The 12,662-nt window shown below is 58.2% G+C and carries 10 protein-coding genes; 4 read left to right on the top strand and 6 right to left on the bottom strand.

The window, feature by feature from the left end:
- Nucleotides 1-74 precede the first annotated feature (74 nt).
- Complete coding sequence (locus I6L44_RS02265) at nucleotides 75-839, bottom strand: class III extradiol ring-cleavage dioxygenase (RefSeq protein WP_216953170.1); 765 nt, start codon at nucleotides 837-839, stop codon at nucleotides 75-77.
- A gap of 173 nt (nucleotides 840-1,012) precedes the next feature.
- A complete protein-coding gene (locus tag I6L44_RS02260; RefSeq protein ID WP_139732564.1) occupies nucleotides 1,013-1,249 on the bottom strand; it encodes a hypothetical protein in 237 nt (78 codons plus the stop codon).
- Nucleotides 1,250-1,557: 308 nt separating this feature from the next.
- Here I6L44_RS02260 and pykF point away from each other — a divergent pair, with 308 nt between their 5' ends.
- The 3 genes from pykF (at nucleotide 1,558) to I6L44_RS02245 (ending at nucleotide 7,565) form a co-directional block, all read left to right on the top strand.
- Complete coding sequence (gene pykF / locus I6L44_RS02255) at nucleotides 1,558-2,970, top strand: pyruvate kinase PykF (protein ID WP_031227651.1); 1,413 nt, start codon at nucleotides 1,558-1,560, stop codon at nucleotides 2,968-2,970.
- 150 nt (nucleotides 2,971-3,120) lie between these two features.
- Nucleotides 3,121-6,450, top strand: coding sequence for a mechanosensitive channel MscK (gene mscK, locus I6L44_RS02250; RefSeq protein WP_216953169.1), 3,330 nt, complete (start codon nucleotides 3,121-3,123; stop codon nucleotides 6,448-6,450).
- A gap of 182 nt (nucleotides 6,451-6,632) precedes the next feature.
- Nucleotides 6,633-7,565: a sensor domain-containing diguanylate cyclase gene (locus tag I6L44_RS02245; RefSeq protein ID WP_216953168.1), complete on the top strand. Its 933-nt coding sequence runs from the start codon at nucleotides 6,633-6,635 to the stop codon at nucleotides 7,563-7,565.
- A 99-nt stretch (nucleotides 7,566-7,664) separates the two neighbouring features.
- On the opposite strand, the gene crr is transcribed toward I6L44_RS02245, so the two are convergent.
- The 4 genes from crr to cysK all read right to left on the bottom strand — a co-directional run bounded on the left by crr (nucleotide 7,665) and on the right by cysK (nucleotide 11,659).
- Entirely contained in the window at nucleotides 7,665-8,174 is a 510-nt protein-coding gene (gene crr, locus I6L44_RS02240) for a PTS glucose transporter subunit IIA (protein WP_216953167.1), read from the bottom strand.
- A gap of 44 nt (nucleotides 8,175-8,218) precedes the next feature.
- A complete protein-coding gene (gene ptsI / locus I6L44_RS02235; protein WP_216953166.1) occupies nucleotides 8,219-9,946 on the bottom strand; it encodes a phosphoenolpyruvate-protein phosphotransferase PtsI in 1,728 nt (575 codons plus the stop codon).
- 46 nt (nucleotides 9,947-9,992) lie between these two features.
- Nucleotides 9,993-10,250: an HPr family phosphocarrier protein gene (locus tag I6L44_RS02230; protein ID WP_005338266.1), complete on the bottom strand. Its 258-nt coding sequence runs from the start codon at nucleotides 10,248-10,250 to the stop codon at nucleotides 9,993-9,995.
- A 440-nt stretch (nucleotides 10,251-10,690) separates the two neighbouring features.
- A complete protein-coding gene (cysK, locus tag I6L44_RS02225; protein WP_047440293.1) occupies nucleotides 10,691-11,659 on the bottom strand; it encodes a cysteine synthase A in 969 nt (322 codons plus the stop codon).
- 159 nt (nucleotides 11,660-11,818) lie between these two features.
- On the opposite strand from cysK, the gene I6L44_RS02220 reads away from it, so the two are divergent.
- Nucleotides 11,819-12,661, top strand: coding sequence for a MoxR family ATPase (locus I6L44_RS02220; protein ID WP_216953165.1), 843 nt, complete (start codon nucleotides 11,819-11,821; stop codon nucleotides 12,659-12,661).
- The last annotated feature ends 1 nt before the right edge of the window (nucleotide 12,662 follow it).

Genomic DNA, 12,662 nt, shown 5'->3' with positions numbered 1-12,662 from the left:
CAGTACCATCGGCTCAACCCCCACGCCGTAAATAGCAAGACCCCGCCAATTGGCGGGGTCTTGTTGAGAGGCTATCAGCCGAAGCGGTAGGCCCCCATATAGAGGCTGCCGCCATCCCAGCTCTCGTGCAGCCGGGTCGGCGCCACACCATCGGCCGCCCCCAACGCCACAAAGAGTGGGCGCAGATGATCGTCGTGGGGATGGGACTCCACCGCGCCTGGAGCCAGCCGACGATAGTCGAGCAGCGCCAGCCGATCCTCGTCGGCCATCTTCTGCTCCAGCCAGTCGACAAACAGGCTGGCCCACTCCGGCACCGGCGAGCCTTCCGGTGCCAGCGCCCGCAGGTTGTGGGTGATGGCGCCGGAGGCGAGGATGCCAATCCCCTGACTGCGCAGTGCCCCCAACACCTCTCCCAACTGCCACAACTGGGCCGGGGTGAAGCTCGCGGGAATGGAGACCTGCACCAGCGGGATCTCGCTGTTTGGGTCGATCAGGGAGAGCGGTGACCAGACCCCGTGATCCAGCTCGCGCCGCACCGGGGTGGCGGTCAGTCCGGCCAGTGCCAGCTGGTCGCTCACCCCCTGCAGCAACCACTCGGGGCTGCTGGCAGGCCAGCGCATCCGGTAGAGGGGCTCGGGGAAGCCGTAAAAGTCGTACATCAGCTCCGGTTTGGGCTCGACGTTGATCTGCAGCTCGCGGCTGAACCAGTGGGCGGAGATGACCACCAGCCCCTTGAGCTCACCCAGACACAGGGTTCGCAGAAAGCGGGTGGCGGGTTGCTCACGCAGCACCAGATCCGGTGCGCCGTGAGAGATAAACCAGACGGGGGCGAGGGACATAAAGCAGACTCCAACAAAGTATCAGGGGGCGATACCGGAGGGGATATCGCTGTTGGAATCGATTATCCTCCCGCCATGAAAGGTGGACAATCCAGCAAGATAGATAAGAACTATCAACTAATGGTTGATAATTTCACGCCTTCACGACCGGTAAGCAGCAATAGATATCAAGGCTAAGGAGCATCCGGCAGTGGTCGGGCTGCACGAAGCGCCATCCGGGTCGCTGCACTGTGATCCTGCCACTCTCGCCACGCCAATCCCTCGGCGGCCGCCTCCCCTTTCACTGGATGGGAGAAGATCGCCAGCAGACCGGCATTATCAGGCCAGTAGCGAGCTGGAAGCGTCTGAACCACCAGCAGGGCGGCGCCCAGCAAGAGCAGCGCCCATCCGGTTTCATGGCTGTTTTTCATCCCGACCTCCTTCACCCGCGCGCCAATGAACTAACATTTTTGCGCAAGCCGGTGACAAGACGGTGACAGCGAACGGGTGGTCATTTTACAACATCTGAACCTCAACCCGGCCAAACAACCACAGATGGCAACATTTGTATCCCTTCAGCCCGAACCTGTGGCCGTATGCTCTAAAATGTGACTCACAGGAAAACGTTATCCCTGAAAAGAAAACGTTATCTGGTCAAAACGTTGTTTCTGGATCATAAAAAGATTCCAAAAACTGGTGTATATTGCTCGGCGGAAATTCCTTAACCATGAAGATTGACATGAAAAAGACCAAAATTGTCTGCACCATCGGTCCGAAGACCGAATCCAAAGAAATGCTGGCCAAAATGCTGGACGCCGGCATGAACGTCATGCGCCTGAACTTCTCCCACGGTGACTACGCCGAGCACGGCAGCCGCATCAGCAACCTGCGCGCTGTAATGGCCGAGACCGGCAAGCACGCAGCTATCCTGCTGGACACCAAGGGTCCGGAAATCCGTACCATGAAGCTGGAAGGCGGCAACGACGTCGCGCTGGTCGCTGGCCAGACTTTCACCTTCACCACCGACCAGACCGTGGTTGGCAACAAAGACAAAGTGGCTGTGACCTATGCCGGTTTCGCCAACGATCTGCGCGTCGGCAACCGCATCCTGGTTGATGACGGCCTGATCGGTCTGGACGTTATCGAAATCACCGAGCGCGAAGTTATCTGTAAAGTGCTGAACAACGGTGACCTGGGCGAGAACAAAGGCGTTAACCTGCCGGGCGTCTCCATCAAGCTGCCGGCCCTGGCCGAGAAAGACAAGCGCGACCTGATCTTCGGTTGCGAGCAAGGCGTTGATTTCGTTGCTGCTTCTTTCATCCGTAAGAAAGAAGACGTTCTGGAAATCCGTGAGCACCTGAAAGCCCACGGTGGCGAGAACATCCAGATCATCTCCAAGATCGAAAACCAGGAAGGTCTGGACAACTTCGACGAGATCCTGGCTGTTTCCGACGGCATCATGGTTGCTCGTGGCGACATGGGTGTAGAGATCCCGGTTGAAGAAGTTATCTTCGCCCAGAAGATGATCATCGCCAAGTGCAACAAAGCCCGCAAAGTGGTTATCACTGCCACCCAGATGCTGGACTCCATGATCAAGAACCCGCGTCCGACCCGCGCCGAAGCTGGTGACGTGGCCAACGCCATCCTGGACGGTACCGACGCAGTGATGCTGTCCGGTGAATCCGCCAAGGGTAAGTACCCGCTGGAAGCCGTGACCATCATGGCCACCATCTGCGAGCGTACCGATGCCGTGATGCCGTCCAACCTGTCTGCTGCCAACGACAGCAACAAGCTGCGCATCACCGAAGCCGTATGTAAAGGCGCCGTAGAGACCTCCGAGAAGCTGGACGCCCCGCTGATCGTGGTTGCTACCGAAGGCGGCAAATCTGCCAAGGCCATTCGCAAGTACTTCCCGAAAGCCTGGATCCTGGCTATCACCACCAACAAGAAGACTGCTGCCCAGCTGGTTCTGACCAAGGGTGTGGTTGCTCACGTGGTTGACAGCATCGCCTCTACCGACGATTTCTATCGCATCGGTAAAGAAGCCGCGCTGGAAATCGGCATGGGTCTGAAAGGTGACGTGGTTGTGATGGTCTCCGGTGCTCTGGTACCGAGCGGCACCACCAACACCGCTTCTGTTCACGTTCTTTAATCAGAGCTGAACGAGTTGAAAACGGCGCCTGCGGGCGCCGTTTTTTTTGTCCCTCCCCCCTGCTTACCTGCCAAGCCCGGTGTTAGAATCCACGCGAATTTAATCTATGCGGGAAATCTCCCGAATATCGCGTAATAACCCGGAAGTTATATGCCCTCAATACGTTTTAAAAGAGTCTCGGCCACCCTGTTGCCGCTGCTCTGTCTCCTCGCCAGCCTCTGCGTCCCGCAAGCCATGGCGCAAGATGTCCCCTCTCGCAACGCAGTTCAGCGAGCACTGGATGGTCTGGGTAAATCAGAGACCCTGACCGTCAGTCAGCAAGCGGATCAGAAGTTGCTGACCGAAACCCTCGGACTGCTCGACAGCATCGACAAGGAAGAGGCGAAGGCCAAGACCCAGGCCCAGCGGATCCGCAACCTGCCCACCGAACTCAGAGAGATCAGCGCCAAGCTCGATGCCCTGACCAAGGGCAAGAGTGCGGAGCAGATCAAGAGCGAATACGCCAGCATGAGTCTGGCGGAGCTCGACAGCCGTCAGCCGGAAGTGCTGGCCAACATGCAGGCGGCCCAAGAGGCCCTCGGCGCCATCGGCAGCCAGCTCACCAGCTTGCAGACCCTGCCGGAGCGGGCCCAGGCGAGCATGAGCCGTGCCTACCAGCGCAGTCAGGAGATCCGTACCCGCCTCAACGCAGGTGAAAGCGTCTCCAACGCCGAGAAGATGAAGCTCGGTGCCGAGCTGGCCCTGCTCGACCTGCAACTGGCCCACCTGCAAAAGGAACTGGATAACCGTACCAGCATGCAGGATCTGGCGATCAAGCAGCGCGACTACCAGAGTGCCCGTCTCGCCAGCGAAGAGCAGAAACTGCAGCTGTTGCAGGATCAAAGCAGCGCCAAGCGCCTCGGCGACACCGAAAAAACCGCCGAGCAGACCGGTGAACTGGTGGCGACCGAAGACAGCCCGCTGGTGCAAAAAGAGCAGGAGCTCAACCACCAGCTCAGCCAGCAGCTGATCGGTGCCACCACCAGCCTCAACTCGCTGGTCCAGAAAAACCTGCAAGCCAAGAGCTGGCTGGAGCGCGGCATCCAGACCGAGCGCAACCTCAATGAACAGGTGCAGATGCTCAAGGGCAATCTGCTGCTGTCACGCATCCTCTATCAGCTCTACCAGCAGCTGGAGGCGGCCCCCACCATCGCCGTCAAAAACCTGGAAGAGCAGATCGCCGATCTCCATCTGGCCCAGTTTGAACTGAGTCAGCAGCGTGACCAGCTGTTCCAGAAGAACCTCTATCTGGACAATCTGATCGCCGGCAGCAAGGAACCGGTCAGCGAAGAGGACAAGGAGAGCCTGGCCAAGCTGCTCGATACCCGCATCAATCTGCTCGATCAGCTCAACCGCCAACTCGACAGCCAACTCACCAACGCCATCAGCCTGCAGCTGACCCAGCAGCAGCTGGCGCGGGTCTATGCCTCTATCGAATTTACCCTGCAGCAACACATCTTCTGGGTAAGCAGCAACAAGCCCATCGACAGCAAGTGGTTTATCAGCTGGCCCGCCCAGGCCTACAAACAGGCCTCCGACTGGGTATTGAAACCGGACTGGAAACGCTGGCGCGAAGAGCTGCTGGGGATCTCCCTGCTCGCCTTCCCGCTGCTGCTGATCGGCGGCCTGCTGGTCTGGAAACGTCCGGCACTGGTTGAGCGCGAGAAGAAGATCACCAAGGACCTTGGCCGTTTCCGTCAAGACAGCCAGTGGCACACCCCGCGCGCCCTGCTCTATACCGTGCTGCAACGCCTGCCGGGCAGCATGTTCATTCTCGCTGGCGGTCTGCTGCTCACCTACTGCGGTCTGCTCAGTCCCAAGCTGATGTTCCAAATCACCCTGAACCTCGCCCTCGGCTATCTGGTGTTCAGCGTCTATCTGGCGGTGATGCGCCCGGGTGGCATCGCCGAAACCCACTTCCGGATCCCGAAAGCGGAGCTGCAGGCCAAGCGCAACAGCATGCGCTACATCTGGTTGCCACTGCTGCCGCTCATCATGCTCGCGACCAAGGCGGTGGTTGAACCCTCCACCTTGGGCAACGACGTGATCGGCCAGGCTATGACCCTGACCCTGCTGGGGCTGGCCGCCTATCTGGTGTTCCCTATCTCCCGCGCCCGTATCAAGGGTGAGGCAAGCATGCAGAAGTCGCTGATCGCCATCGCCCTGGCGCTGGCACCGGTGGCGCTGATCGTGCTGGCCGTGCTCGGTTACTACTACACCGCGCTGAAGCTGACCGGTCGACTGATCGAATCCTTCTACCTCATCATCATCTGGAGCCTGGTCTACCGCACCGCCCTGCGTGGTCTGGAGCTGGCGGCCCGTCGTCTGGCCTACCGCCGTGCGGTGGCCAAGCGTGAGCACAAATCTTCGGAAGATGCGGAAGGTGGCGAGTCCATTGAAGAGCAGCCCATGGATCTGGAGGATGTCAGCCAGCAGTCCCTGCGTCTGACCCGTACCGTGCTGATGCTGATCTTCGGCGTCGCCTTCTACTGGCTCTGGTCCGATCTGGTCGCGGTCTTCTCCTACCTCGACAGCATGGTGCTGTGGCACCGCAGTGAAGGCACCGGCGCCAACGCCGTGCTGTTCCCCATCAGCCTGAGTGACGTGCTGATCGGCTTCCTGCTGCTCGGCGGTGCCTGGTCACTGGCGCGCAACCTGCCGGGCTTGCTGGAGGTGCTGGTGCTCTCCAAGCTCAACCTGGCTCAGGGGACCGCCTATGCCATCACCACCATGCTCAACTACGTGCTGATCGGTTTCGGCTCCCTGACCGCTCTCTCCATGATGGGCGTACAGTGGGACAAGCTGCAGTGGGTAGCGGGTGGTCTGTCAGTCGGTATCGGTTTCGGCATGAAGGAAATTCTTTCCAACTTCGTCTCCGGCATCATCATCCTGTTCGAGCGTCCGGTGCGGATCGGTGACACCGTCACCATCGGCTCCTTCTCCGGTACCGTCTCGCGGATCCGCATTCGCGCCACCACCCTGACCGACTTCGACCGCAAAGAGGTGATCATCCCCAACCAGCAGCTGATGACCGAACGGCTCATCAACTGGTCGCTGAGTGACACCGTCACCCGGGTGATCGTGCGGGTAGGCGTGGCATACGGTTCCGATCTGGAGCTGACCCGCACCCTGCTCAAGCAGGCGGCCGACGAAAACAGTCGGGTACTGAAAGATCCGGCTCCCATCGTCTACTTCCTCACCTTTGGCGCCAGCACGCTGGATCACGAGCTGCGCTTCTTCGTGAGCGAACTGGGGGATCGCAACCCGGCGGTGGACGAGTTGAACCGCAAGATCGACCAACTGTTCCGCGAGAACGGCATCGAGATCGCCTTCAACCAGATGGATGTCTACATCAAGAACATGCAGGGCGAAGAGCAGAAGGTGGAGTCCAACTCCGCCGCCCTGCCGCCGCCCGCGGAAGATGGCAAGCAGCCAGCCTGATAGCGAACTGCACTGATCTGATGGCAACAGCCGCTCACCCAGGTGAGCGGCTTTTTTATGTTCCCGTTGCTACGATCGTCCCCTCAGGCAACCACCGGAGAGTGATAAATGAGTTTACCCGCTGCGGTCTCTCACCTAATGTAGGCTGACGAACGGGAGAGCAGGGAGCCGCGTTTTCGCCCATGGATGACCAACAACTAGAGCACATTCTGTTTCGCTCCTTTGATGTGATCCCGCTCCCAATCCTGGTGTCCGAGTCGACAGCCAGCCAGGGTCATATGTCACTCGACCGGATCCCCCTGCGTCGCCATCTCTTCCTCAACAGGGCCTTTCGCGAACAGCTGGGCTATGAGCTGCAGGATCTGCCGGACATGGAGAGTTGGTTTCACCTCGCCTATCCCGATGAGAGCTATCGCAACTCGGTAATTCAGGCTTGGCATAACCAGATAGAGCAGAGCCTGCACCATGGACTGGAGGTCGCCGAGATGCCGGCGCTGATCCGATGCAAGAGTGGCCACTCTCGCTGGTTTATCGTCACCGCCCAGCTGGGGGCAGATGCCATCCCGGATAGCCATATCGTCACCTTTCGCGATATCCACGACCTGCAATGCATGGTAGAAGAGGTGAGCCGCCTCTCCTGCACCGATCCCCTCACCGAACTGACCAACCGGCGTGGCGCCCAGCAACAGCTGCAGGCTCTCTGGTTGCAGGGCCAGCCCCTCTCGGTGGTGTTGGGAGATATCGACCATTTCAAGCAGGTCAATGACCGCTACGGCCACCCTGCGGGCGATGCCGCGCTCTGCGCCGTCGCCCACGCCATGGCGGGCCAGCTGTTGCCGGGGGAGAGTCTGGCCCGTTGGGGCGGGGAGGAGTTCCTGCTGATCCTGCCAGACTGCAGCATTGAACAGGCAGCACGGCGCGCCGAACAACTGCGCCAGCATGTCAGTACCACCCGCTTGCCATGGCAAGGAAAACAGATCGCGCTAACCATCAGTCTGGGGTGTGCCAGCATGAAGGGTCAGGAGAGCATCGACTATCTGCTGATGATGGCAGACCGGGCCCTTTATCAGGCGAAGGAGCAGGGACGTAACCGGGTGGTCATCTCGGCACAATAGCCTGATAGCCAGAAAGGGAAGCTCGCACGCAACCATAAAAAAACCGAAGCACCAGGCTTCGGTTTTTTACTGCGGCAACTGGCATAGGCCAGCCGACCATTACTTCTTGATGCGGATAACCGGAGTCTCGCCCACAGTCACGGCACCAGTCATCTTCACCAGCTCTTTGATCTCGTCCATGTTGGAGATGACCACCGGAGTCAGGGTAGATTTGGCTTTTGCTTCCAGAACGGCCAGATCGAATTCGATGATGGTATCACCGCGCTTGACCTGCTGGCCTTCCTGAGCGATACGCTTGAAGCCTTCGCCTTTCAGTTCAACGGTGTCGATACCGAAGTGAACGAACAGCTCGATACCAGAGTCGGACTCCAGAGAGAACGCATGGTTGGTCTCGAAGATTTTTCCGATGGTGCCGTCGCACGGAGCAACCATCTTGTTGCCAGCCGGCTTGATGGCGATACCGTCACCCACGATCTTCTCGGCGAAGACAACGTCAGGCACATCTTCGATCGGCACGATTTCGCCAGACAGCGGAGCGAAGATTTCGATGCCGCCGGTATCAGCGCTATCGTCGGACACCAGTTTCTTCAGTTTGTCGAACAGACCCATAGTAAAAGCTCCTAGAGATGATTTGTCGCTGTTTGCAGCCGATCTTAGCAGACTGCCTTCTGCTTGATAAAGTTATCTACGCACGCTTCGATTTCAGCAGCGGTGGCAAAGCTCAATGCCTGGTCAGCCATTGCCTTCACATCTTCGAAGCTGGTGTTGCGGATAAGCTTCTTGATACGCGGTACAGAGATGGCGCTCATGGAGAACTCATCCAGACCCATACCCAGCAGCAGCAGGGTGGCGCGCTCGTCACCAGCCAGTTCACCACACATACCGGTCCACTTGCCTTCGGCGTGGGACGCATCGATAACCATCTTGATCAGGGTCAGGACGGAGGGTGACAGCGGGTTGTACATAGCGGAGATCATCTCGTTACCGCGATCGACAGCCAGGGTGTACTGGGTCAGGTCGTTGGTACCGATACTGAAGAAATCCACTTCCTTGGCCAGATGATGAGCCATCACGGCAGCGGCCGGGGTCTCGATCATGATACCCACTTCGATGGATTCATCAAAGGCTTTGCCTTCAGCACGCAGTTCGGCTTTCAGCGTCTCCACGGTAGCTTTCAGGCTACGGAACTCTTCGACAGAGATGATCATCGGGAACATGATGCGCAGTTTGCCGAAGGCAGACGCACGCAGAATGGCCCGCAGCTGAGCGTGCATGATGTCTTCGCGGTCGAAGAAAATACGCACGGCACGCCAGCCCAGGAAGGGGTTCATCTCTTTCGGGAAATTCATGTACGGCAGCTCTTTGTCGCCGCCAATGTCCATGGTACGCACGATGATCGGCTGATCCGGCATCGCTTCGGCCACTTCTTTGTAGGCTTTGAACTGCTCGTCTTCGGTCGGCAGCGCGTCACGGTCCATGAACAGGAACTCGGTACGGTACAGACCCACGCCTTCGGCGCCATTGCGGATGGCACCTTCGGTATCCTTGACGGTACCGATGTTGGCGCACACTTCGACCTGGTGACCATCCAGCGTGATGGCAGGCAGATCTTTCAGCTTGGCCAGCTCATCTTTCTCGGCCTGGAACTGAGCCTGGAACTTCTTGGCTTCGTTCAGCTGTTCAGCGGTCGGATTGATGATGATCTGGTTATTGATCGCATCCAGCACCAGCATGTCACCGTTCTTGACGCGCTCGGTGATGTCGTTGGTGCCTACCACGGCCGGCAGCTCCAGGGAGCGGGCCATGATGGAGGTGTGAGAGGTACGGCCACCGATATCGGTGACGAAACCCAGCACATATTTCAGGTTGATCTGAGCGGTTTCAGACGGGGTCAGGTCTTTGGCGACCAGGATCACCTCTTCGTCGATGGTGCTCAGGTTGACAACGGCGATGCCCAGCACGTTCTTCACCAGACGGGTACCGATGTCACGGAAGTCGGTAGCGCGCTCGCGCAGATAGGGGTCATCCAGCTCGGCCATCATCTTGGCGTACTGCTCGATCACCTCATAGATGGCTTTGTCGGCGGATGCCTTGTTCTCTTTGATGAAGGATTTGATATCCCCTTCCAGCTCCTCATCTTCGAGCAACATGATGTGGCCTTCGAAGATGGCCTCTTTTTCCTCACCGAAGGTGCGACCGGCCATCTCTTTGATGGCTTCCAGCTGGGCAGCTGACTTGGTACGAGCTTCGAGGAAACGGTTGATCTCGCCATCAATCTGATCAGCAGAGATTTTGCCCTGATTGATAACGATTTCATCTTCTTTAAGAAGAAGCGCCTTACCGAATGCGATACCGGGGGACGCAAGAATGCCAGATATCATAATCCTTCCTATTAAAACGACTGTGGGGGAGGAATCTAAAGCTGGATTACTCCAGCTCGTCCATCAGGGCAACCAGCTTCTCAACAGCTTGCTGGGCATCCGGGCCGTCAGCCTGGATGGTTACGTTGGTGCCCTTGGTCAGGCCCAGGGTCTGCAGCTTGAACAGGCTCTTGGCGCTGGCGGACTTGCCACCGGAGACCACAGTGATCTCGCTTTGGAATTCTTTGGCTTCTTTCACGAACTGAGCTGCCGGACGGGTGTGCAGGCCGTTTTCAGCAGTAATAACAACAGACTTCTCGTACATGGTTTCACCCCATATTATTGATATTTTTTGGTGGATTGGTCGTTTTTGAAGCAACCTGACCCACCGTGTCAGTATGGATATGTTGTAAAGTAACGAAAGCAGACCCGCAATGGTTTAATCCAGGTCAAGTTTCTGTGCAGTAATCGGCGCGCTGGTTGGCAATTTTCAGTTATTGGGCTACAAGCCGCATCAGGACTGGCCTGAAATTATTTTATAACGAAAAATAACACTTTGTTACTTTGTGATACCCAGCCAGCAAACACCGCGTGACGCCGCACAGGATATGAGATTTAGAGCGGAATGTCTGCTTTTTTTCTCACTCCGGAACTTGTTATTTTACCCCAAAAAATAAGGATCAAGTGACACTAACAGGGGTTGAGTCTAGCCCATAAAGAAGCGGCGCTCCTGGGAGCGCCGCTGTTTTGAAAGATTCCGATCAGTTACTGCTGCAGTTCCTGCTCGCTGAACACCCCGGCAAACAGGGCGCTGGAGAGGTAACGCTCCGCCGCACTCGGCAGAATGACCACTATGGTTTTGCCCGCAAATTCCGGCAGCTCGGCCAGACGGCTGGCAGCCACCACCGCAGCACCGGAGCTGATACCGGCCAGGATCCCCTCCTCCTCCATCAGGCGGCGGGCCATCTCGATGGCTTCATCGCTGGTCACCTTCTCCACCCGGTCGATGAGGGAGAGGTCCAGGTTGCCCGGGATAAAGCCTGCGCCGATCCCCTGGATCTTGTGGGGGCCCGGTTTGATCTCTTCCCCGGCCAACTTCTGACTGATGACCGGCGACTCGGCCGGTTCGACCGCGACAGAGACCACCGCCTTGCCCTGGGTCTTCTTCAGATAGCGGGAGACACCGGTAATGGTGCCACCGGTACCGACCCCGGCCACGAACACATCCACCTCACCGTCAGTGGCATCCCAAATCTCGGGGCCAGTGGTCTTTTCGTGGATCTCCGGGTTGGCCGGGTTTTCAAACTGTTGCAGCAACACATACTTGCCCGGCTCGGATTCGAGGATCTCGTTGGCCTTGGCAATGGCCCCCTTCATGCCGAGCGGCCCTTCGGTCAGCACCAGATTGGCACCGAGCGCCTTGAGCAGCTTGCGGCGCTCCAGGCTCATGGTGGCCGGCATGGTCAGGGTGATGGGATAGCCGCGAGCCGCCGCGACAAAGGCCAGAGCAATGCCCGTGTTGCCGCTGGTGGGCTCGATGATCTCCTTACCCTTGGTCAGGATGCCGCGCTTCTCGGCATCCCAGATCAGGTTGGCACCGATACGGCACTTGACGCTGAAGCTGGGGTTGCGGCTCTCGATCTTGGCCAGCACGCGACCTTTGGTAACACGGTTGAGACGAACCAGCGGGGTGTGACCGATAGTCTGGCTGTTGTCCTCAAAAATTTTGCTCATGGCGCTATCCCTGTGTTTGTTACGACGATGAAACAAGATTACCCTGTGGTTTCTGAATGAGAAGTGACTATTCGTTATAACCATATGGTATTACAACATATAGAGCTTATTCTCTCTGGCCCCTGACTCCGGGCGCCAATCGTCAAAGGAACCGACGTTATGGGATTTTCAGGAAGCAGCCAGTATCTCGCCTCCGATGCATTGAAGATGGCGGTCAATGCCGCCATCACCCTCGAAAAACCGCTGCTGATCAAAGGGGAGCCGGGCACCGGCAAGACGGTGCTGGCGGAAGCGGTCGCCGACCATCTCGGCACCGACCTCATTGCCTGGCATATCAAGTCCACCACCAAGGCCCAACAGGGACTCTACGAATATGATGCGGTGGCCCGGCTGCGGGACTCCCAGCTCGGCGACCCCAGAGTGGCCGATATCAGCCACTACATTCGTAAAGGCAAACTGTGGCAGGCCTTCAGCTCCGAGCAGCGACCTGTGCTGCTGATCGACGAGATCGACAAGGCCGACATCGAATTCCCCAACGATCTGCTGCTGGAGCTGGATCGGATGGAGTTCGACGTCTACGAAACCGGCGAGCGAGTCAAGGCACGCCAGCGGCCTGTGGTCATCATCACCTCCAACAATGAGAAAGAGCTGCCGGACGCCTTCCTGCGCCGCTGTTTCTTCCACTACATCCGCTTCCCCGACAAGGCCGAGATGCAGGCCATCGTCAAACTCCACTACCCCGACCTCAAGGAGAGCCTGCTTGGCGAGGCAATGGAGCTCTTCTTCGAACTGCGCGAAGTAGAGGGGCTGCGCAAGAAGCCCTCCACCTCGGAACTACTGGACTGGATCCGCCTGCTCTTGGCCGACGATATCGCCCCCGAGGCGATGCGCGCCCGCGAGCCCGGCAAGCTGGTGCCCGCGCTATATGGCGCCCTGCTCAAGACCGAGCAGGATTTGCATCTCTTCGAGAAGCTCGCCTTTCTGGCCCGGCGCGGCAGCTGAC

The sequence above is a fragment of the Aeromonas sp. FDAARGOS 1414 genome (genome assembly GCF_019047065.1).
GTDB lineage: Bacteria > Pseudomonadota > Gammaproteobacteria > Enterobacterales > Aeromonadaceae > Aeromonas > Aeromonas veronii_A.
The sequence above is the reverse complement of the archived record's forward strand: the minus strand, read 5'-3'. Positions and strand labels throughout refer to the sequence as shown.